Here is a 21,287-nt window from a genome sequence, read left to right as displayed (position 1 = left end):
AATGACGGTTTGATCAGTATCCCAGACCCTTTTTCTCCTCGTAAACCTTCTTTGGATCATCCGCCTGCGTATAAAGCTTCGATTCCGTCTGGATCCACTTTGGCGGGGCCTTTCCGTCATCTTTGAACGCCTTGAGCGCATCAAAAGCCGGGCCGGCCATATTTGGGGTCAGTTCAACGGTTGCGTTGGCTTCGCCCTCAGACATGGCCTTGAAAATATCCGGAACCGCGTCAATCGACACGACGAGAATATCCTTGCCTGGCTTCAAGCCTGCTTCTTTGATTGCCTGAATTGCACCGACAGCCATGTCATCATTGTGGGCGTACAGTGCGCAAATGTCTTTGCCGCCATTTTCGGCTTTCAGAAAGCCTTCCATGACTTCCTTGCCCTTGGACCGGGTAAAGTCGCCTGTCTGGCTCCGGGTAATCTTGATGTTGGATGCAGATGCGATACCTTCTTCAAAGCCCTTCTTGCGGTTGATTGCCGGGCTCGAGCCCACAGTTCCCTGCAATTCGACGACTTTACATTCCTTGCCAGCTACTGTTTTCACCAGCCATTCGCCCGCAACCTTGCCTTCGTGCACTGTATCTGACGTCACAGCTGTCAAATACAGATCATCACTGGCTGTTTCGATTGTGCGGTCCAAAAGTATAACCGGAATTTTGGCTTCCTTGGCTTCTGTGAGAACAGTATCCCAGCCCGTCGCAACGACCGGCGCAATGAAGATTGCATCGACGCCTTGAGCGACGAATCCACGAATCGCCTTGATTTGATTTTCCTGCTTCTGCTGGGCGTCGGCGATCTTCAGGTTAATACCGCGCTTTTCCGCCTCGATTTTAGATACGGACGTTTCAGCGGCGCGCCAGCCGGATTCAGAGCCAATCTGCGAAAAGCCAACTGTCAAATCTGCCGCATTGGCATACCCGGCAAAGGCAATCGCCACCGTAGTGGCAAGCAGAATTCTCTTCGTAAAAGCCATAACTTCTCCTCCCTAAATGGTCAAACTGTTAAGATCCTCCCAGACCTCAATGTGTTACTATAATATAGTAATATAAATAGCAAGAAGTCGAATTGATGGGAGTGCCGGAGCCCGTTTTTCAACAGTCAGCGGTCCAGATTATCCGGTATTCCTACAAAAGGAGCCGGGCATCGACGGTACTGTCTCGCCAATGTCTGGCGTAGAAATCAAAATCAGTACCGAGCGACAGGATTGTTTCATCAACAGATTCGACGGGCAGCTTTGCACCCGCCAGCAACGCAGCACCAAGACTCGTGCCCGTTGAACCCGGAGCGGCAATCACTTCGCGGGATGTGAGGGATCGCAAGGCGGAAAGGTATATTTGGTTGCGGGAGAATGGACCCTCGACAATTGTCGGGCCTATCGCGCCGATCAATTGAAGGCTCGTCTGCGTCATCAGCGCTGCATAGAGAGAAGCTGCTGCATTTCTGTCTGAGGCACCGTCCGGCTCACCATTCACCCAAACAGCCTTATGATTGGGGAAGGGTCCCGATCCTTGTATAATACTTGGAAGGATCATTGTCCGGTCGGCGATAATCCGGGCAAGCGTTTCAGCGTCAGGTTCGGCGATTTGACCTTGCGTCAGTTGATCGAATTCTCTTCCGCCCATAAAGCGGGCGGAAGGTACAGCTTTGCCGTAAACATCAACATTGGCCAGCGTGTCACGATCCGGGTCAAGTTGTTCAAGTGTTCCTCCCACCGCAAACAACACCACCCAGGTACCTGTAGAAATGACGGAAAAACCAGACTTGCGCCTCATCAGATGGGGTAGCAATGAAGCGTTGGAATCGTGAATGCCGCAATAAACCGGAATTGATTGTTTGCTCCCGATTTCGGCAGCCACTGCAGGCAGAATTCCGCCGATCCTCTCAAATGCCGAGGCTATAGGAGGAAGCAACGGCCGTAGCTCAAGCTTATCGACAAGACTGGAATAGCTGCATGTTTGCGGATTCCATAAATCGGTGTGACAGCCCAGAGATGTCACTTCGTTTCTGGCAATTCCGGTGAGACGCCACACCCAGTACTGAGCGTAGGTGACAATCGTCCTGACCGTGGCAAACTCGGCCGGAAATTGGGTTTTCTGATAATGGATTTGCGCTCCAACATTCAGGCCACCAGACTGCAAGGGGGAACCGGTTTCTGAAAAATCCGGGCGCAAAGCCGCATAGGCTGCGCAGACCTCATCGGGATAGCTATATTCATAATCAATAGCCGGCATGGCCAGACCTTGCCCATCAAGCAAGACGGCGGCTGCGCCATGCGCCGTTACGGAGATTGCGTCAAACCCGGGATCGGAAGAAAATTCCGACAACGCACCGAGACAAAACTCCCAAAGAGTCTCGACATCATAGTGTGGGTACAGGCCGGTCTTCAGAACACGATTGGGCGTACTTCTCGCGACGATTTCCAAGCCGGTACCAGCGTCAACCACGACAACCTTGGCATTCGTCTTGCCGATATCCAGAACTGCAATATGACGAATTGCGCTCATGGGAGATGAAACATGTTCGTGAGCGGAGTTTGGACAGGCGAATTATCCTCATTGGTTGCCATGATGTCAGCCATGTAAGCCCACCATTTTTTCATAACGGGATGCTCTGCAAGTTTTTGCATCCCATGATCTGCTGGCCGGGTTAAAACCCCAAAAAGCGTATGGGTAGCCGGATCAAGGTGGATCGAATAATCCCTGACACCCGCATCGTGCAACAGAGCCACCAGTTCAGGCCATATTTCCGCATGGCGGCGCTTATATTCTGCTTCCATGCCCGGATTCAGCGTCATGGTGAATGCATATTTCTCAGTGAGATTCATGCTGTTCTGCCATATCTCAATCGACGGATGATGATCGGCAACGTGATTGTTGCGATTAACAAAAGTCCGATGAAAATCGACATAACAATACCCGGCACATTCAGCAGACCGAGACCAAATGTTACCAATCCCATCACAAACGCAGCGATAACGACACCGCCAATACGGCCCGAACCACCGAGGATCGAAATTCCGCCAAGAACAACCATGGTCACGACCTCCAGTTCCCACCCTTGTGCAATCGAAGGACGGGTGGAGCCTAGGCGGGACGTCAGGCAGACAGCTGCGATACCGGACATCAGGCCAGTGAGCAGAAACAACAGAAACTTGACGCGTTCGACACGAATGCCGGAAAAACGTGCGGCAAATTCATTGTTACCAATGGCATAGATGCGGCGGCCAAAATTTGTGGCATGCAGCAAAATCGCGAAAAGGCAGGCAAAAACTGCAAACAAGACGAATTCGAATGAGACGACCCAAAAGACATAGCCCTGGCCGAAATACGCAAAGGATGGGGGATAGCCGCCATAAGCCTTGTCGCCCAGCACAATATAGGCGATGCCTCGAAAGAGGCTCATGGTGCCGATAGTGACGACGATTGAAGGCAGGCGCAGACCGGCAACGAGTACGCCATTGATTACGCCGCATCCGAGACCAACACCAATGCCGATCAAAACGATGCCCGGTGTACCCACCCCCATTTGAGCCGCTGTTCCCATGGCAGTTGAAGCAAGCGCAATAATCGCAGCCACGGATAGGTCTATTTCGCCGGCTATAATCAAAAGCGCCATAGCAAAGGCTATCAATGCCTTTTCAGTGAAATTGAATGTGGCGTCCGACAAGTTCCAAGCATTGAGGAAGTAAGGTGAGGCAAGGCTATTGGCAATGAAGATCAGCACTGCCACACATAAAAGCAGCGCTTCCCAGCTTGCAAAAAGACGCGAGGCAGATGTACCCAACCGATCAGGAATATGTCGTTTTTCCGTGACTGCGATCATGCTGCTACCTCGATTTGTTCCGATGCACCGCGATCTCGGAGGATGATCCGCCCGCGTCGACGCTCTTGTCGCGCATTGAAGATAACTGCAGCAATGATTACCCCGCCTGAAATTGCCATTTGCGAGAAAGGCGAAATGTTGATGACTGGCAGCGCATTCTTGATAACACCAAGAAACAGCGCACCAAGAACAGCGCCTGCGACGGAACCTATGCCGCCGAGGGTTGAAATTCCGCCAATGACGCAGGCCGCAACACTGTCGAGCTCGAAGCCTGCAGCGATGTCGACATACGCGACCGCGTAGCGCGAAACCCAAAGATAGCCGCATAGACCCGCGAGCGTGCCGGAAATTACGAAAGCAAAGAAGCGGGTGCGCCCAACGTCGATGCCTGCGTAAACTGCGGCAGTCGGATTCCCGCCCGACGCGTAGATTGCGCGGCCAAGGAATGTGCGTGACATGACGAGATACATTACAGCCACAATGATAATGGCTATCCAACCAAGAACTGGCAGGCCAAGAAACAATTGGCGCGGCGTCTGAAGGAATGGTTCGCTCATCTGATGGGCGTTAACCCACGCGCCGCCGGAAAGCACAAAAGCCATCCCCCGATAGATGGTCAAAGTGCCGAGAGTAACAACAATCGAAGGGATATTGAGCTTCCACACAAAAAGCCCGTTGAGGGCACCGAGTATCGCGCCGATTGAGAGTGCCACAAGCACAATCAGGGGCAGGGGCAGATCCGGATAGGATGCATTTAACATGCCCACAGCCATGCCGGTAAAGGCAACATTGGCGGCCACGGACAGGTCAATCGACTTGGTAAGGATTACTGTCATCTGCCCCAAGGCCAGGATGATAAGGATCGACGTGTCGTTGAATATGTTGGATAAGTTACCGGGTCTGGCAAAACCCGGCGCGCGCGTTGAAAAGACCGCAAGCAGAACGGCAATAATAATTACCAGCAATATTTCGCGGTATCTGAAGATTTGTTTGATCATTACACACTCGCATTGCCGGTTGCCGCACGAACCAGTGTTTCGGCGCCCAAACTGTCACGCTCAAAGATACCTGCTGAAAGACCTTCACGCATAACGAGCACCCTGTCTGACATGCCCATTATTTCCGGCAGTTCCGACGAGACCATGATGATGCTGAGGCCTTCGCCAGCAAGCTCACTGATAAAGGCGTGAACTGCAGCTTTTGATCCGATATCAATGCCTTTCGTCGGCTCATCAAGAATCAGGATTTTGGGTTGCGTTGCCAGCCATTTGCCAATGACGACCTTCTGCTGATTGCCGCCCGACAATGTTCCCACCGGCACGGAAAGCGCTGCAGCACGCAGATCGAAACGCTCTGCATATTTGCGCGCAAGAGCAAATTCTGCTGCCGCATTCAGGAAGCCGGAACGCGATGTGCGTGCCAGCGAGGGGAGGGAGACATTTTGATAGATTGGCAATTGCAGCACCGCCCCATGCCGCCCCCGCTCTTCCGGGACATATACAATTCCGGCATTGATCGCTTCGCCGGGGCTACGAACGGTAATTTCCTTCCCGTCCAGTTTCAGCTTGCCGCTGGAGGGCTGGGTAATACCGAAAAATGACTGGCAGATTTCCGAACGCCCTGCACCGACAAGACCATAGATGCCAAATATCTCACCTTTTCTCAGCTCGAACGATATGTCGCGAAATTCTGTGGGATGCGTATAGTTCTCAACGGCGAATACGGTTGTTCCCAAGGCAATATCTACCTTGGGAAACGCATGTTCGACGGATCGTCCCACCATCAGTTTTACGATTTCATTTTGCTCGACACCGGCAAGCTCTCCGCTGCCCACGGCCTTGCCATCACGAAAAACCGCATAGTGATCAGCGATCTCATACACTTCATCAAATTTATGGCTGATGAAAAGAATGGCTTTGCCTTGCGCCTTCAGCCTTTTGACAATCTGGAAAAGATCATCCACCTCCTTGCGCGACAATGCGGCTGTGGGCTCATCCATGATGACAATACGCGCATCGACCGACAAGGCTCGGGCAATGGCAACGAGATGACGCTGTGCAATGGACAAATCCTTGAGTCGTATGCGCGGATCAATATTGCTTTCCAGTGAATGCAGCAGGGCGAGCGCCCGCGCATTGACCGCCTTCCAGTTTACCAACCCGAGCCGGGACTTCGGTGCATGGCCAATAAAGATATTCTCCGCAACGGACAGCTCATCGAAAAGGACCGTTTCTTGATGAATAGCTGTTACGCCGACGTCTATCGCATCTTGCGCATTGGCGAATGCGACCGGCGCACCGTCGACATGGATTTCTCCCTCGTCGCAGGAATAGATACCGGTGAGGATTTTTACGAGGGTGGACTTTCCGGCGCCATTTTCCCCAATCAATGCCGTCACCTTGCCGGCATAGAGGGCGATATTCACGTCGTTCAAAGCCTTTACGCCAGGAAACGATTTGGAAATGCCGCGCATCTCCAGGAGCGGCATATCAGGAATTGGCATTAGCGCTGCAGTCTGGTTCATTGATTTTACCGAACAGGAAACGCCCGGCAGATTGCCTGCCGGGCTTGAGAATATTGATCGAGATCAGAATATTTTGGAAAACTGGTCTATATTCTTGGCGTCATAGACGAACGGGTCAGCCATGGCGGCTTCACCATTGTCACCGATCTTGATCTTGCCCATGCGGCCAGCTTCGATTTCACTGCCCGGTGCACCGTCGGTTTCCTCTTTCACAAGGCGATAGGCGATTTGAGTAGCGGAATAGCCAAGGTCGATCGGGTTCCAGATTGCAAACTCCTTGGTCGCGCCAGACTTGATCGCGCCGGCCATTTCGGACGGAAGACCAAGGCCCGTGACATAGACTTCACCGATCTTCTTGGCATCTGCGACGGCTTGAGACGCCGCAAGAACACCGACGGTCGTTGGCGCAACGATAACCTTTACATTGGGCTGCGAGGTCAAAAGGCCCTGTGCTTCACGGTAGCTTTTGTCGGCAAGATCATCACCATAGACCGTTGTTGCCAGATTGAGACCCGGGAAATTCGGAAGTTGCTTCTTCATTTCCTCAATCCAAGTGTTCTGATTGGTCGAGGTTGTCGTGGCGGACAAAATTGCGAAATCGCCTTTGCCATCCTTGAGGTGATCAGCAGCAAGCTGCAGGCACATCTTGCCGATCAACTCGTTCGACGAGGGGTTGAGGTGAACGATACGTCCATCCTTGCCCACTGCCGAATCCCACGAGATGACCTTGATGCCACGCGCCATTGCTTTTTTGAGGGCTGGAACAACCGCATCAGGATCATTGGCCGAGATGGCGATCGCGTTGACGTTCTGGGCGATCAACGAATTGATGACCTCTATCTGCCCTTCCGCCGTCGTCGATGTTGGCCCCGTATATATGACTTCGACACCGCCCAGTTCCTTGGCCGCTTCCTGCGCACCCTTGTTAGCCGCTTCAAAGAAGCCGTTGCCAAGAGATTTCGCTACAAGACCGATTTTGATCGTATCGGCTGCCTGAGCATGAGATGCGAACATTGCAACGGCCAGAGCCGAGCCCAACGCGATTTTCTTTAGTAATTTCATTTTCTGTCCTCCCAGAGATTGATTACTGTATTCCTTAAGACCGCTGCAGCGCTTACGCGACCGAAGCGGAATCCCGTCGCTTGTCCTGAACCTTTGCAACAATGAGCTGCACGCCAGCCTCCTCAACCATTCTCCGATCTGCATCGGAAATGCCATCATCAGTGATAATCGTCGTTACCCTACCCAGCGGACACAGAATGAGGCTCGATCTGCGCGAAAACTTTGTCGAATCGACCAGCAGAACAAGTTCGTCGGCCTGATTGATGAGCTTCTGTTCGCCTTGAATGATCAGTGCGTCGGATTCCATGACGCCAAATGGCCCCACACCCTGGGAGCCCATGAACATGCGCTTACCGTAAAAATTGCGGGTCACATCATTATCGAATGGCGAAAGAATAATGCTCTGCTCTCGATAAATCGCACCGCCCGGAACGGTAACCGAACTCTTTGAATTCTTGACAAGATGCTCGGCGATGGCAAAAGAATTGGTCATCACCTGCAAGCGGCGCGACGCAAGGAAATGCACCATCTGAAATGTCGTGGTGCCACCATTTATAATGATGGCATCACCCTCTTCGCACAGGGCAACAGCCTCACGGGCAATGGCACGTTTTTTGTCGGCATTTTCGGATTCAGAAACGTGAAAATGCCGCCCGGCAAGCGGGGCCAATTGTGCCGGATGAACGGCTTCAGCACCACCGCGGACCCTGCGCAGCTTACCTTGCACATGCAGCGCGGCAATGTCACGACGGATCGTTGCCTCTGACGCTTCCGTCAGCTCAGCAATGTCCTGAATGGTGATGACCGGTTTTTCCTGAACAGCGCTCAGAATGATGCGGTGACGCTCACGCTCGTGCATATGGATGGCTCCTCCTGCTTTAATCTATTGCGCAAATTCAATCTCAGTGTCAATCAACTTCAATCAAATAGTTTCATATTGCACTGCACAATGTAAGTTTATGACTGAAATTGATGGTTTGTGATTGACATCAAAGTGCCGTCTGCCGCATAGCTAATCGAAATTCTGAGGGGGTTTTATAGGCCCCGCATAACTTTTGGGAGGCAATCATGGCAGGCAGCATCCAACTTCTGGATAATCGTTGGGATGATCAAAAAGCAGCTGGTCTCGATGAGCCGGGCAAGTTGCTCTATCGTTCCAACCTGCTTGGTGCCGATAAGCGCATAACCAATTATGGTGGCGGCAATACTTCCGCAAAGGTAACGCAGACGGACCCGCTCACCGGCCAGCCTGTGGAAGTATTGTGGGTCAAGGGTTCCGGTGGCGATGTCGGAACCATAAAGCTTGATGGCTTTGCCACTCTTTACATGGAAAAGCTCAACTCCTTGAAGTCGATATATAAAGGGATTGAGGATGAAGATCGCATGGTGGGATTCCTGCCCCATTGCACCTTCAATCTGAACAGCCGTGCCGCCTCGATCGACACCCCCCTCCATGGCTTTGTGCCTTTCAGGCACGTCGATCACATGCACCCCGATGCAATTATCGCCATCGCTGCGTCGAAAAACTCCCGTGAACTGACAAGTCAAATTTTCGGTGACGATATCGGCTGGTTGCCTTGGCGCCGCCCCGGGTTTCAACTTGGCCTTGACCTTGGTGCCTATGTTGCAGCCCATCCAAACTCCAAGGGTGTCGTGCTGGAAAGTCACGGGCTTTTCACCTGGGCAGATGATGCCAAGGATTGCTATGAATTGACGCTGGAAATCATCAACAAGGCAATCAGTTGGTTCGACCAACAGACATCTGGCAAGGATGTCTTCGGAGGTGCGGCAACGAAAAGCCTGAGCGCATCAGAACGCCGTGCCATCGCAGCAAAGCTGATGCCTGAAATTCGCGGGAAAATCGGTATTGCCGAACGCAAGCTTGGGCATTTTGACGATCAGCCTGCCGTGCTGGAATTTGTCAATTCGCACGATCTGCAACCACTGGCCGCGCTAGGCACAAGTTGCCCCGATCATTTCCTGCGCACAAAGATCCGGCCGCTTGTGCTCGATTTTGACCCGGCACAACCCGATGCGGATGCCATAGTCGCCACCCTGGATAGTGCGCTGGAAGCATATCGAGCCGACTATGCCCGATACTATAATGACTGCAAGCATGGCAACTCACCTGCGATGCGTGATCCAAATCCGGTCATTTTCCTCATTCCCGGTGTTGGCATGCTTTCATTTGCCAAAGACAAGGCCACCGCGCGTATCGCGGGAGAGTTTTATGTTAACGCGATCAATGTGATGCGCGGCGCATCATCTGTGTCGGAATATCAGGGGCTGCCTGAACAGGAAGCCTTTGACATTGAATATTGGCTGCTTGAGGAAGCCAAACTTCAACGTATGCCGAAGCCGAAATCATTGGCTGGCCGTGTCGCTTTTGTCACCGGCGGGGCCGGTGGCATCGGGCGAGCAACCGCTGAGCGATTGCTCGGGGAGGGCGCTTGCGTTGTGCTGGCTGATATAGATGCTGAAGCCTTAAAAGCGACCAGTGAGGACCTCGCCAACCGTTACACAGCTGATGCTGTGCGCAGTGTGCAGCTGAACGTTACCGATGAAGCTGGCGTCATTGCCGGTTTTGCCGAAGCGTCAGTTAAATTTGGCGGAATAGACATTCTCGTCTCCAATGCTGGCATCGCGTCGTCTGCGCCTATTGAAACCACTGAACTCTCCATGTGGACCCGCAATATCGACATTTTGGCAACCGGCTATTTTCTCGTGTCACGCGAAGCTTTCCGTCTGTTCCGCCGGCAGAAGATCGGCGGCAATGTTGTGTTTGTCGCTTCCAAGAATGGTCTTGCCGCATCGCCGAATGCCAGCGCCTATTGTGCAGCCAAAGCTGCCGAGATTCATCTTGCACGTTGCCTGGCGCTGGAGGGAGCGGATGCCGGAATTCGTGTCAATACCGTTAATCCTGACGCAGTTCTGCGAGGTTCAAAAATCTGGAACGGGGAATGGCGCGAGCAACGTGCAGCTTCGTCGAATTTGCAGGTTGATGAACTGGAGGAGCATTATCGCAAACGCTCAATGTTGAAGCTGAACGTGTTCCCGGAGGATATTGCCGAAGCTATCTACTTCCTGGCTTCCGACGCGTCGGCCAAATCGACAGGCAACATCATCAATGTCGACGCGGGTAATGCGCAAAGCTTTACACGTTAGCTGTCCGGGGAGGATATTATGGCTGAACTGCAGATTTCAGGCGATCTGATCGCGAGTGAAAACGACAAAGTACGAACTGCCCAAAAGAGCGACTATGATGCGCTGGGCGCACGTCTTGACCGGCACGGCGTCGACATCGAAACGATTACCAACAAAGTGGCGGCGTTTTTCGTTGCCGTACCCTCCTGGGGAGTCGGCACCGGCGGCACGCGCTTTGCGCGCTTTCCAGGACATGGCGAACCACGGGGTATTTTCGATAAGCTTGATGATTGCGCGGTGATACAGCAGTTGACCCGGGCTACGCCAAATGTGTCGCTGCATATCCCGTGGGACAAGGCCGATCCAAAGCAATTGAAAGCCCACGCGGATGCGCTCGGTCTGGGTTTCGACGCAATGAACTCCAACACGTTCTCGGATGCCGCCGATCAGAAGCATTCCTATAAGTATGGTTCACTTAGCCATGTAGATCAGGCTACGCGCAGTCAAGCCATTGATCACAATATCGAATGTATCGACATTGGCGTTGCGATTGGCTCGAAAGCGCTTACGGTGTGGGTTGGCGACGGTTCCAATTTTCCAGGTCAAAGCAATTTTGCCAAATCATTTGAGCGGTATCTCGGATCAATGGCGGAGATATACAAAGCTCTGCCCGATGACTGGCGCATCTTCTCCGAACACAAAATGTATGAGCCTGCCTTCTATTCAACGGTCGTGCAGGATTGGGGTACAAATTACCTCATTGCGCAAACTTTGGGGCCGAAAGCATTCTGTCTCGTCGATCTCGGTCACCATGCCGCCAACACCAATATTGAGATGATAGTTTCCCGGCTTATCCAATTCAAAAAGCTCGGTGGTTTCCATTTCAACGATTCCAAATATGGGGATGACGATCTTGATGCGGGATCAATCGATCCCTACCGGTTGTTCCTTGTCTTCAATGAACTTGTTGATGCCGAGGATCGTGGTGTGCCAGATTTCCACCCCGCGCACATGATCGACCAATCGCACAATGTCACCGATCCTATCGAAAGCCTGATCTCAAGCGCCAATGAAATTCGCCGCGCTTATGCGCAGGCTTTGCTGGTAGATCGCAAAGCGCTCGGCGCCTTCCAGGACGATAACGACGCGCTGATGGCTTCGGACTCGCTGAAGCGGGCTTACCGGACTGACGTTGAGCCCATTCTTGCTGAAGCAAGACTGCGGGCGGGTGGTGCGATTGATCCTATCGCTACCTATCGCAAAAGCCAGTACCGGCTGAAAATCGGCAAGGAACGCCCTGCCAGCTTGGCAGGCGGTGGCGGCATCATCTAATCCGTATCATCTATTAGAAAAAAATAAGGGCAGCGCCTTCAAGCGCTGCCCTTATTTTTGAATTGACAGCATCCCCAACATTTGTTCTTATTCTATTATAAAGAATTCTAATCCATTATAATAGAATAATAGGGGAATGACCATGAAACCATTAAAGCTAACACTGCTTCTCGGTTCCGCATTGATTGCACTGAGTCCATCTGCTATTGCCCAAACAAAAGGCGGCGTGATCAACGTCGCCACGATCGGCGAACCGCCAACGCTGGATGCAATGGCATCAACGGCCGATCTGGTCGGCATTGTTTCGCAGCACATCTTCGAAACGCTCTATACGTTTGACAAAAACTGGAACGCCACGCCATTGCTGGCGGCAAGCCTGCCCGAAGTATCGCCAGACGGCAAAGTCTACACAATTAAGCTGCGCACCGGGGTTAAGTTCCATGATGGAACAGACATGGATGCCACCGATGTCGTAGCCTCTTTAAAGCGGTGGACCGAAATCGCGTCCCGCGGAAAACAGGTCGCCTCCTTGATCACATCAATTGACGTTGTTGATCCGGCCACTGTCAGAATAACACTCAATGCGCCTCATGCGCCGCTTCTCTCGCTACTAGCATTCAACAATGCAGCCGCGATCATCCTCCCGAGCGAAAAACAGCAAAGCCCGATGACCGAACCTGTTGGCACCGGACCTTACAAGCTTAAAGAGCGTAAGGCCGATCAATATATCCAGCTGTCACGCTTTGATGACTACAAGTCCCCTGAAGGCGAAGAAACCGGCTATGGCGGCGCGCGTCATCAATATCTCGACGAAATTCGTTTCGTACCCGTTCCAGATGCCAATACGCGCGTCGAAGGTGCCGTCGCTGGCCAGTTCGATTATGTCGACAGTCTTCCGGTTGAAGCCTATGCCCGATTGAAAGATCAAAAAACGACTGAAGCCGTGCTGCTGAAACCTTTTGGCTGGCCAGTTTTTGTCATGAATACAAGCGCAGGCATCACCAAAAATCAGGATATCCGCCTGGCTATCCGTGACTCACTGAGCATGGAAGACATGTTGGCCGCGGCCTTTGGAAGTACCGATTTCTATTCTCTGGATGCTTCACTTTACCCTGATGGCTACAGCTGGAAAACAGATGCAGGAACGGAAGGCGCCTATAATGTTGCTGATCCGGAAAAAGCTGCGGAACTGATGAAAAAGGCCGGATATAACGGTGAACCGATCCGCATTCTTACCAGTCGTCAGTATGAGTTCCATTATAAAATGGCGCAAGTTGCCGCCGAATATCTGAAAGCTGCGGGCTTTACAGTGGATATGCAGGTTGTCGATTGGGCGACACTGACACAGCGGCGAGCTGACCCGAAGCTCTGGGATATTTACATCAGCCATAGTCCGTTCTTGCCAGAACCCGCGCTCATTGGTGCTATGTCAACAAGCGCACCAGGCAATTGGGATACGCCTGCGCGTAAAGTCGCAGTGGATGCATTCAATTCCGAAGTGGACCCGGCAAAACGTGTGGCTCTTTGGGCAGAGGTGCAGAAGGTGATCTATGCCGAAGTACCGATCATCAAGATCGGTGATTTCAACGCGCTCTCAGCAAAATCACCGAAGCTGGAAGGCTTCACACCAGCGCCGTGGCCCTATTTCTGGAACGTCTCGCTCAAACAGTAGGACCTGTAAGACTTCAATGGCAGCGGAACGAACGTCCTTCCGCTGCCAAACCGGATTTTGTTCCTTCTGACAGGACGCCTGATGCTTCGCTATATCATCCAACGCTTTATCGGTATGATCATCGTCATGTTTCTGGTGGTGACGATTGTATTTGTCATCGTGCGTGTCACACCCGGCGATCCGGCGGCTGTCATGCTCGGGCCGGAGGCCACGGCCGCTGATATCGCTGCCTTGCGGCAACAGCTTGGGCTCGATCAATCGATCTTGTTGCAGTACTTCTACTTCATCGGCAATTTGCTGAAGGGAGATCTCGGTCAGTCGATTTTCCTTAATCAGCCAGTACTTGAAGCGCTTGTACAACGTGCAGAACCCACCTTCTTCCTGACCATATTCTCGCTACTGATCGCAAGTATCATTGCAATACCGATTGGAATTTACGCTGCCTATCGCCGTGGCTCGGTGTTTGATCAGGCTGCAACAGCCCTTGCCATGCTTGCGGCAAGCATCCCAAGCTTTTGGCTTGGCCTCATATTAATGCAGATTTTTGCTGTGCGCTTCGGCCTGTTTCCTGTTTCCGGCTATGGGGGGCCTGGCACATCGCTGCTCGAGCGGCTTGAATATCTGGTGCTGCCGGCCTTTGCATTGGGCATCGTCTCGTCCGCATTGATCATGCGTTTTACACGAGCCTCCATGCTCGATGTACTTGGCGATGATTATATCCGCACAGCGCGCGCCAAGGGCGTCGATGAGCGCCGCGTGGTGCTAAAGCATGCCTTCAAAAATGCGTTGATCCCCATCCTCACTGTCATTGGCCTGACCGCTGCCGTGCTGATTTCCGGCGCGGTTGTTACAGAGACGGTTTTTGGTCTTCCCGGGGTCGGCAGCCTGGTTGTATCGGCGGTTTTGCGCCGCGACTATCCCGTCATCCAGGGTGCGTTGCTTATTATCGCGGCACTCTACGTGCTCATTAATTTCGCAATCGACATGCTCTACCTCGTCGTTGATCCAAGGGTGCGTTACTGATGACCGATATTGTCTCGACCGCGCCGCAAAGCGAGCGCTCCAAATTCTTCCATGTGCTGATCAAGCGAAAGACCGTACTTTTTGGCCTGATTGTCCTTGCAGTTTTCGTAACGCTGGCGATCTTTGCGCCTTTGATAACGCCCTATGCGCCTAACAAGCTCTCAATCGTTAACCGGCTAAAACCACCGGACGCCAGATGGTTCTTTGGCACCGACGAGTTTGGGCGTGATGTCTTCTCCCGCACAATTTTTTCCGCACGGCTATCACTGCTCGTAGGCTTCGCAGTGGTTGTCCTTGCCTCAGTGATAGGCGTGACGTTGGGTATTCTGGCTGGCTTCTTCCAAAGGCTCGATGCGCCGATCACCCGGCTTATCGACGCCATGATGGCGTTTCCCGATATTCTGCTCGCCATTGCGCTTGTAGCCGCGCTCGGGCCATCACTGACAACCGTGATTGTGGCGCTGAGTATTGTTTATGCACCACGATTGGCACGTGTTGTGCGGGCGTCGACACTTGTCATCCGTGAATTGCCCTATGTGGAAGCTGCAACATCGCTCGGTATTTCCAAATGGCACATCATGACGCGGCATATATTGCGAAATCTTCTGTCTCCGATCCTTGTTCAGGGAACCTTCCTCTTTGCCAATGCGATGCTGGCAGAAGCCGGCTTGTCATTCCTCGGTCTTGGCGTCAGCCCCGAAGTACCCACCTGGGGAACGATGATCGCGTCAGGACGCCAATATATCGGCACCGCAGACTGGATGACTTTGTTTCCCGGTATTGCGATCGTGCTTGCCGTTCTCTCCCTGCAAATGGTCGGCGATGGCTTTCGCGACCTGTTAGACCCCCGTCTCAGAAAGGATCTGTGATCATGCCTGCCACTTTTGCAACCGCTGCTTCATCTCAAAGGGGAGGGCGCTTGCTTCTGACCAACGTAAATCCGGTAGCATTCGGCCCGAATACCCCCGCAACGAAAATCGATATCTTGATCGACGCTGATGGAAATATTGCGCAGTTTGGTTCTTCGCTCAACGTTACCGGCGACGTGCAACGGGTCGACGCCAAAGGATCGTGGATTTCTCCGGGCTGGGTCGATCTGCATGCCCATATTTGGCATGGCGGCACCGATATCTCCGTTCGGCCGCAAGTATGCGGCGTTGAACGTGGCGTTACGACGATCGTGGATGCAGGCTCAGCAGGCGAAGCCAACTTTCATGGCTTCCGCGAATATATCATCGATCCGGCAAAGGAACGGATCAAGGCATTTCTCAATCTGGGCTCAATAGGCCTCGTAGCCTGTAACCGCGTCAGCGAGCTGAGCGATATTCGCTCCATTGATATTGACCGGACCGTTGCATGCGTCAATGAAAACCGCGATCACATCGTGGGTCTGAAAGTGCGCGCAAGCCATGTCATCACCGGGTCATGGGGCGTTACTCCGGTAAAACTTGGCAAGAAAATCGCCAAGATCCTTAAAATTCCCATGATGGTTCATGTCGGCGAGCCTCCAGCTCTATATGAGGAGGTTCTGGAGATCTTGGGGCCAGGCGATATCATCACCCATTGCTTCAACGGCAAGGTTGGCAGCAGCATTATTGAAGACGATGATTTGTTTGAGTTGGCTGAACGTTGCGCAGGCGAGGGCATTCGTCTCGATATCGGCCATGGCGGTGCCTCATTCTCGTTCCGCGTCGCGGAAGTTGCCATTCAGCGCGGACTTTTGCCTTTTTCCATATCAACCGACATTCACTTGCGCAGCCTGAACTTTTCGGTATGGGACCTTGGCACAACCATGTCCAAATTGCTGAGTGTGGGCATGCCTTTTGATAAGGTGGTCGAGGCGGTCACGCTCTCGCCGGCCTCTGCCATAGGTCTGCCGACGGACAATCTCTTGTCTGTTGGCAAGCGTGCAGATTTTACGATCTTTGATCTTGCCGATTCAGACCTCAAGGTCATCGACTCCATGGGCTATGAGGCCAACCTCAGCAAATTATTCGAACCACGTATGGTTGTTCTGGGCACCGAGACGATTGCGGCCAGCCGTTATCAGCCAGTCGTGCCGGAGACCTCCGGCGCCATTGCGCCCTATTCGTACCGTTAGGATTTCGTCTTGAGTCACAGTACCCCTACAACACTACAGAGCGAAACCTTGCCCTATGAGCGGTTAAGGGCGCTTGGAATTACGTTGCCCCCGGCGCCAAACCCGATAGCAAATTTTGTCACCCACATTCAGGAAGGCAATCTGCTCTATCTGTCAGGGCAAGGACCGCGTGAGGCCGACGGTTTCATGCATACGGGAAAAGTCGGCGGCGATGTCGGCGTTGAAGATGCATACCAACATGCACGACTGACGGCCATCAATCTCCTGGCCGTCATGCAATCAGCACTCGGGGATCTGAACAGGGTCAAGCGCGTCGTGAAACTGCTTGGAATGGTCAATGCCGTTTCGGACTTTGCCGACCATCCCCTTGTTATCAATGGCTGCTCGGACTTGCTGATCAGTGTTTTTGGCGAAGCAGGCAATCACGCCCGCTCTGCGGTCGGCTTCGGGTCACTTCCAGGCAATATCACAGTCGAGATCGAGGCGATCATCGCCTTGAAGGATTAGGAATCAGGAATGACTACGCCAACCCATAATGGTTTCGATACGGTCCGCAGAGGCTTTGACCTCACTGGCGTAGCGGTCCGGGTTGTCCGCAATTTTCTGTTCTGCAAGGACTATGGAAATAGTCGCGATGCATACACCTTTATCATCGCAGATCGGCGAAGCAACACAGGCCACTGCATAGTCGGATTCACCCGCCTGAATGGAAATGCGAGCCTTCAAAGCTTCTCCGGCCGCCGCCGACAGGGCCGAGGGATCAATGACTGCACGTCCGGTGGGAGAAGATTTTGCACAGTGCTCGAAAAGATCCAGCCGTTCTTTTTCCGGAAGGTGCCCGACAAGCAGACGCCCCGAAGCGGTCCAATTCAGCGGAACACGCGTGCCGACGCGGGATGTCACCTGGAAATGACCAGGACCATCTGCCATGGCAAGCACCATCATATGGTCGCCATCGCGTCCGCATACCTGAACAGTCTCGCCGGATATGCGGCTCAGATTGTGCATTTCATGATTTGCCACATTCAGGAAATCCAAAGACCGCGCATAGGCAAGGCCATAATGATAAAGGCGAGCCCCCAGCCAGACAGTGCTATCGCTGTTGCGCGAAAGCATATTCTTTTCAACCAAATCGTCGATTATCACATAGACGGTCGAAAGCGGAGCGCCGATAGCTTTGGCGATAGCATAAATGCCTGCTGGAGAGCCCGTCTCGTAAAGATAGTCAAGCACCTGCAACGCGCGGTCGATACCGCTGACGCGCGAGCGTTTTCCGGTCGACTCTGCCTTCTCGTAACCGCCGGATGTGTCCATGTCTGATATTTTGGCGGTCACGTTCGCAGCTCCTGCTGGTTGGTTTGAGTTACACCACTCTTATTACATTATAGCGGCATATATGCCAAGAAAATGGAATGCAAGGAGAATACTATGACTGACATTCGCGCATCGCGAGGGTTGCGACCGGTAATCAATGTGTCGGGAACAATGACGGCATTGGGCGCATCGATTGTTGTGCCTGAAGCGGTCGCAGCAATGACCGCCATACTTCCACAGTTTGTGGAAATCAACGATCTGCACAAGCTTGCCAGCCCCGTTATTGCCCGTCTGACCGGCGGAGAAGCGGGCTTTGTAACGGCCTCATGCTCTGCAGGAATTACGCTTGCGGTAGCGGCAGCCATGACGGGCAATGATCTGGCCGCCATTGAACGGTTGCCGGATGCCACTGGCCTCAAGGACGAAGTGATTATTCAAACCGGTCACGTTGTCAGCTATGGTGCGCCCGTCGATCAGGGCATTCGTTTAGCTGGTGCCAAGGCAGTCCTGATTGGTCAGGCAACCTCGTGCTACCCTTATCACCTGGATGGGGCGATCAACGAGCGCACCGCTGCTGCCGTTTTTGTCGTGTCCCACCATACGGTCCAGTATGGTCTGATTGCCCTGAAGCAATTTGCCGAAGTTTGCCATGCTCGCGGTGTTCCAGTTATTGTTGATGCGGCCTCGGAATATGATTTCAAGATATTCCTTGAACAGGGCGCAGACATTGCACTCTATTCGTCGCACAAGTTCCTTGGCGGTCCAACAGGCGGTATTGTTGCCGGAAAGAAGCAGCTTGTACGCGATGCCTTCCTGCAAAATCGCGGCATTGGACGCGGCATGAAGATCGGCAAGGAGAGTATTCTTGGTACGATTGCGGCACTGGAAGCATGGGAAAAGCGTGACCATATCGGTACTCGTGAGCGGGAAACGGGCTATCTCCACCTATGGAAGCAGACACTGACCGGCAAACCGGGTGTCACTGCCGAGATCGAAGCGGATCCGACGCACAACCCCCTTGATCGGCTCCGAGTAACCATCAATCCACACGAAGCCCATATAACTGCCTGGGATTTTGCCGATGCACTGGCAGCAGGATCACGCCCGGTCATCGTGCGTGATCATGAGGCGGAACATGGCTATTTTTATCTGGACCCATGCAATCTGCATCCTGGTGAAGAGACAATCGTCGCAAGCCGTCTTGAGGAGGAGTTGGCCAAGGCCCGCGCTTCCAACGAGATTATCTCCTCGCCTTATGAGGAGCGATATCAGGCGCGCATTGATGCCTTGATGCGCTGGCCCGATTGATCGCACATCTGAAAGGACCAATCCATGGATAAATCCGTTTCCCCTGTCTTGTCAGTTTCGAACCTGACAACGTCATTTCTGGCTGACGGCAAATGGCGGCCCGTGGTGCGCAATGTTTCATTCGATGTCGCCCCCGGCGAAACAGTTGCCATTGTTGGTGAATCCGGTTCCGGTAAAAGCGTAACCTCCTTGTCGATTATGCGGCTTCTGCAGAAAGACAAAAGTCGCATCGAAGGCAGGATATTGCTTGATGGTAAGGACATACTTAGCTTGCCTGAAAGCCAGATGCGCTCGGTCCGGGGCAACGATGTCGCAATGATCTTCCAGGAGCCGATGACCAGTCTCAACCCGCTGTTCACCATCGGCCAGCAGATCAGCGAGGCCCTGCTTTGCCATCACGATATGTCTCGGGCCGATGCACGGGCCGAGACGATCCGACTGTTGGAAAAAGTCCGTATCCCGGCAGCAAAATCGCGGTTCAACGAGTATCCGCATCGTTTTTCCGGTGGCATGCGTCAACGCGTGATGATCGCCATGGCGCTTGCCAGCAAACCAAAACTGCTCATTGCCGACGAACCGACCACGGCGCTCGACGTTACGATTCAAGGCCAGATTCTGGACCTGATAAAGCTTCTGCAGGATGAGGAGGGCGCTTCGGTCCTCTTCATCACCCATGATATGGGTGTTGTTGCCGAAATTGCGGACCGCACGGTGGTTATGTACAATGGCGAAGCGGTTGAAACGGGTCCCACTGAAGACATTTTTGCCCGGCCCCGGCACCCCTATACCCGCTCATTGCTGTCGGCGGTGCCTATCCTTGGCTCTATGCAGGGCCGCGAGCGCCCGCTGCGGTTTCCAGTTGTAGACCGAAATACCGGCACGTCAGATACGCCTGTCGAGGCCGCGGACACGGTCCAGACCGAAAAGCCGCCATTACTTGAAGTCCGCAATCTCACGACGCGCTTCAACATTCATTCCGGCATGTTCGGCCAATTGGAGGGCAGGGTTCATGCAGTGGAAAACCTGTCCTTCAGCCTGCAACCTGGCGAGACACTGTCCTTGGTCGGCGAATCTGGCTGTGGCAAGTCGACAACCGGTCGTTCCATCATGCGGCTCGTGCAGCCGCAATCGGGCGAGGTCCTTCTTAACGGCAAAGACGTCTTGATGATGGAACCAAAACAGCTTCGCGATATGCGACGCACCATGCAGATGATCTTTCAGGACCCGTTCGCAAGTCTCAATCCGCGTATGACTGTCGGCGCAGCGATCGCTGAACCCTATCTCGAGCATAAACTTGGAACGCGCGCACAGGCCCGCGACAGGGTTGCGGATCTGTTGGAGCGGGTTGGCCTGAATGCCGATATGGCGGCACGCTACCCGCATGAATTCTCCGGCGGTCAGCGCCAGCGCGTGTGCATTGCGCGCGCCCTGGCCCTCGATCCCCGGATTATTGTGGCAGATGAATCCGTTTCTGCACTGGATGTTTCCATCAAAGCGCAGGTGATTAATCTCTTGCTCGACCTGCAATCCAGTCTCAATCTTGCCTATCTTTTCATCTCACACGATATAGCTGTCGTCGAACGCGTCAGCCATCGCATTGCTGTTATGTACCTTGGGGAGATCGTTGAAATCGGACCACGTTCGGCGATCTTCGAAAATCCCCAGCACCCCTACACGAAGAAGCTGATATCGGCTGTACCCGTGCCAGATCCTTCCCGGCGCGGTATAAAGCGGCCGGTTTCCAATGACGAAATTAAAAGCCCTGTACGCACACCCGATTTCGTCACGCCGGCGAGACAATATAAGGAAGTTTCCACCGGGCACATTGTTCAAGTTGCCTAGAACAATTCAGCAAATTGCCGGAGCCGAGAGCGTTTTATGAGAAATATTGCCAGAAAGACCGAGTAATCGTTCCTTATCGTGCGGTTTTCCGCAGGTTTCATGCGAGGGCTTGAGACATTTGTCTGATCGTGAGATGA

18 protein-coding genes are annotated in these 21,287 nt (G+C 53.1%); 9 read left to right on the top strand and 9 right to left on the bottom strand.

Annotation, left to right across the window (positions count from 1 at the left end; all coding sequences use genetic code 11):
* Positions 1-13: 13 nt before the first annotated feature.
* The 8 genes from ytfQ to V9K92_RS00425 all read right to left on the bottom strand — a co-directional run bounded on the left by ytfQ (position 14) and on the right by V9K92_RS00425 (position 8,273).
* On the bottom strand, positions 14-979 hold the full coding sequence (gene ytfQ / locus V9K92_RS00460) for a galactofuranose ABC transporter, galactofuranose-binding protein YtfQ (RefSeq protein WP_336441255.1): 966 nt from the start codon (positions 977-979) through the stop codon (positions 14-16).
* 151 nt (positions 980-1,130) lie between these two features.
* Positions 1,131-2,510 carry an FGGY-family carbohydrate kinase gene (locus tag V9K92_RS00455; RefSeq protein WP_337352849.1) on the bottom strand — a complete coding sequence of 460 codons (1,380 nt, stop codon included), beginning with the start codon at positions 2,508-2,510 and terminating at the stop codon, positions 1,131-1,133.
* On the bottom strand, positions 2,507-2,830 hold the full coding sequence (rhaM, locus tag V9K92_RS00450; RefSeq protein ID WP_337352848.1) for an L-rhamnose mutarotase: 324 nt from the start codon (positions 2,828-2,830) through the stop codon (positions 2,507-2,509). The genes V9K92_RS00455 and rhaM overlap by 4 nt, the downstream gene beginning before the upstream one ends.
* Entirely contained in the window at positions 2,827-3,828 is a 1,002-nt protein-coding gene (locus V9K92_RS00445) for an ABC transporter permease (RefSeq protein WP_337352847.1), read from the bottom strand. Before V9K92_RS00445 ends, rhaM begins: the two co-directional genes overlap by 4 nt.
* The gene (locus V9K92_RS00440) at positions 3,825-4,826 is read right to left on the bottom strand and encodes an ABC transporter permease (RefSeq protein WP_370878691.1); all 1,002 of its coding nucleotides are present in this window, start codon (positions 4,824-4,826) and stop codon (positions 3,825-3,827) included. Before V9K92_RS00440 ends, V9K92_RS00445 begins: the two co-directional genes overlap by 4 nt.
* Entirely contained in the window at positions 4,826-6,352 is a 1,527-nt protein-coding gene (locus V9K92_RS00435; protein WP_337352846.1) for a sugar ABC transporter ATP-binding protein, read from the bottom strand. Before V9K92_RS00435 ends, V9K92_RS00440 begins: the two co-directional genes overlap by 1 nt.
* 63 nt (positions 6,353-6,415) lie before the next feature.
* Positions 6,416-7,414, bottom strand: a complete 999-nt coding sequence (rhaS, locus tag V9K92_RS00430; protein ID WP_115054011.1) for a rhamnose ABC transporter substrate-binding protein — start codon at positions 7,412-7,414, stop codon at positions 6,416-6,418.
* 52 nt (positions 7,415-7,466) lie between these two features.
* A complete protein-coding gene (locus tag V9K92_RS00425) occupies positions 7,467-8,273 on the bottom strand; it encodes a DeoR/GlpR family DNA-binding transcription regulator (protein WP_307277807.1) in 807 nt (268 codons plus the stop codon).
* Positions 8,274-8,482: 209 nt separating this feature from the next.
* On the opposite strand from V9K92_RS00425, the gene V9K92_RS00420 reads away from it, so the two are divergent.
* The 7 genes from V9K92_RS00420 (at position 8,483) to V9K92_RS00390 (ending at position 17,193) form a co-directional block, all read left to right on the top strand.
* Complete coding sequence (locus tag V9K92_RS00420) at positions 8,483-10,579, top strand: bifunctional rhamnulose-1-phosphate aldolase/short-chain dehydrogenase (protein ID WP_337352845.1); 2,097 nt, start codon at positions 8,483-8,485, stop codon at positions 10,577-10,579.
* A gap of 18 nt (positions 10,580-10,597) precedes the next feature.
* A complete protein-coding gene (gene rhaI / locus V9K92_RS00415; RefSeq protein WP_337352844.1) occupies positions 10,598-11,890 on the top strand; it encodes an L-rhamnose catabolism isomerase in 1,293 nt (430 codons plus the stop codon).
* Positions 11,891-12,032: 142 nt separating this feature from the next.
* The gene (locus tag V9K92_RS00410) at positions 12,033-13,562 is read left to right on the top strand and encodes an ABC transporter substrate-binding protein (protein WP_337352843.1); all 1,530 of its coding nucleotides are present in this window, start codon (positions 12,033-12,035) and stop codon (positions 13,560-13,562) included.
* A gap of 81 nt (positions 13,563-13,643) precedes the next feature.
* Positions 13,644-14,585: an ABC transporter permease gene (locus tag V9K92_RS00405; protein ID WP_337352842.1), complete on the top strand. Its 942-nt coding sequence runs from the start codon at positions 13,644-13,646 to the stop codon at positions 14,583-14,585.
* Positions 14,585-15,454 carry an ABC transporter permease gene (locus tag V9K92_RS00400; RefSeq protein WP_336441261.1) on the top strand — a complete coding sequence of 290 codons (870 nt, stop codon included), beginning with the start codon at positions 14,585-14,587 and terminating at the stop codon, positions 15,452-15,454. The genes V9K92_RS00405 and V9K92_RS00400 overlap by 1 nt, the downstream gene beginning before the upstream one ends.
* Before the next feature lie 2 nt (positions 15,455-15,456).
* Positions 15,457-16,686, top strand: a complete 1,230-nt coding sequence (locus V9K92_RS00395; protein WP_337352841.1) for an amidohydrolase/deacetylase family metallohydrolase — start codon at positions 15,457-15,459, stop codon at positions 16,684-16,686.
* A gap of 9 nt (positions 16,687-16,695) precedes the next feature.
* Positions 16,696-17,193, top strand: a complete 498-nt coding sequence (locus tag V9K92_RS00390; RefSeq protein ID WP_115054018.1) for an Atu1372/SO_1960 family protein — start codon at positions 16,696-16,698, stop codon at positions 17,191-17,193.
* A gap of 3 nt (positions 17,194-17,196) precedes the next feature.
* On the opposite strand, the gene V9K92_RS00385 is transcribed toward V9K92_RS00390, so the two are convergent.
* Positions 17,197-18,000 carry an IclR family transcriptional regulator gene (locus tag V9K92_RS00385; protein WP_337353474.1) on the bottom strand — a complete coding sequence of 268 codons (804 nt, stop codon included), beginning with the start codon at positions 17,998-18,000 and terminating at the stop codon, positions 17,197-17,199.
* 114 nt (positions 18,001-18,114) lie between these two features.
* On the opposite strand from V9K92_RS00385, the gene V9K92_RS00380 reads away from it, so the two are divergent.
* A complete protein-coding gene (locus V9K92_RS00380; RefSeq protein WP_337352840.1) occupies positions 18,115-19,308 on the top strand; it encodes an aminotransferase class V-fold PLP-dependent enzyme in 1,194 nt (397 codons plus the stop codon).
* A gap of 24 nt (positions 19,309-19,332) precedes the next feature.
* Entirely contained in the window at positions 19,333-21,150 is a 1,818-nt protein-coding gene (locus V9K92_RS00375) for an ABC transporter ATP-binding protein (RefSeq protein WP_337352839.1), read from the top strand.
* Positions 21,151-21,287 lie beyond the last annotated feature (137 nt).

Source organism: Phyllobacterium sp. CCNWLW109 (genome assembly GCF_037203905.1).
In the GTDB taxonomy this organism is placed as follows: domain Bacteria; phylum Pseudomonadota; class Alphaproteobacteria; order Rhizobiales; family Rhizobiaceae; genus Phyllobacterium; species Phyllobacterium ifriqiyense.
Note: the sequence above shows the minus strand (reverse complement) of the source record. Positions and strands in the feature narration are given on the sequence as shown.

What these genes read in the sequence shown, in the direction of transcription:
- V9K92_RS00395 (WP_337352841.1), top strand. Translation starts at nt 15,457, where the DNA reads ATGCCTGCCACTTTTGCAACCGCTGCTTCATCTCAAAGGGGAGGGCGC.
- rhaS (WP_115054011.1), bottom strand. Translation starts at nt 7,414, where the DNA reads ATGAAATTACTAAAGAAAATCGCGTTGGGCTCGGCTCTGGCCGTTGCA.
- V9K92_RS00440 (WP_370878691.1), bottom strand. Translation starts at nt 4,826, where the DNA reads ATGATCAAACAAATCTTCAGATACCGCGAAATATTGCTGGTAATTATT.
- V9K92_RS00405 (WP_337352842.1), top strand. Translation starts at nt 13,644, where the DNA reads ATGCTTCGCTATATCATCCAACGCTTTATCGGTATGATCATCGTCATG.
- V9K92_RS00445 (WP_337352847.1), bottom strand. Translation starts at nt 3,828, where the DNA reads ATGATCGCAGTCACGGAAAAACGACATATTCCTGATCGGTTGGGTACA.
- V9K92_RS00455 (WP_337352849.1), bottom strand. Translation starts at nt 2,510, where the DNA reads ATGAGCGCAATTCGTCATATTGCAGTTCTGGATATCGGCAAGACGAAT.
- V9K92_RS00420 (WP_337352845.1), top strand. Translation starts at nt 8,483, where the DNA reads ATGGCAGGCAGCATCCAACTTCTGGATAATCGTTGGGATGATCAAAAA.
- V9K92_RS00400 (WP_336441261.1), top strand. Translation starts at nt 14,585, where the DNA reads ATGACCGATATTGTCTCGACCGCGCCGCAAAGCGAGCGCTCCAAATTC.
- ytfQ (WP_336441255.1), bottom strand. Translation starts at nt 979, where the DNA reads ATGGCTTTTACGAAGAGAATTCTGCTTGCCACTACGGTGGCGATTGCC.
- V9K92_RS00380 (WP_337352840.1), top strand. Translation starts at nt 18,115, where the DNA reads ATGACTGACATTCGCGCATCGCGAGGGTTGCGACCGGTAATCAATGTG.
- V9K92_RS00435 (WP_337352846.1), bottom strand. Translation starts at nt 6,352, where the DNA reads ATGAACCAGACTGCAGCGCTAATGCCAATTCCTGATATGCCGCTCCTG.
- V9K92_RS00425 (WP_307277807.1), bottom strand. Translation starts at nt 8,273, where the DNA reads ATGCACGAGCGTGAGCGTCACCGCATCATTCTGAGCGCTGTTCAGGAA.
- V9K92_RS00385 (WP_337353474.1), bottom strand. Translation starts at nt 18,000, where the DNA reads ATGGACACATCCGGCGGTTACGAGAAGGCAGAGTCGACCGGAAAACGC.
- rhaI (WP_337352844.1), top strand. Translation starts at nt 10,598, where the DNA reads ATGGCTGAACTGCAGATTTCAGGCGATCTGATCGCGAGTGAAAACGAC.
- V9K92_RS00410 (WP_337352843.1), top strand. Translation starts at nt 12,033, where the DNA reads ATGAAACCATTAAAGCTAACACTGCTTCTCGGTTCCGCATTGATTGCA.
- rhaM (WP_337352848.1), bottom strand. Translation starts at nt 2,830, where the DNA reads ATGAATCTCACTGAGAAATATGCATTCACCATGACGCTGAATCCGGGC.
- V9K92_RS00375 (WP_337352839.1), top strand. Translation starts at nt 19,333, where the DNA reads ATGGATAAATCCGTTTCCCCTGTCTTGTCAGTTTCGAACCTGACAACG.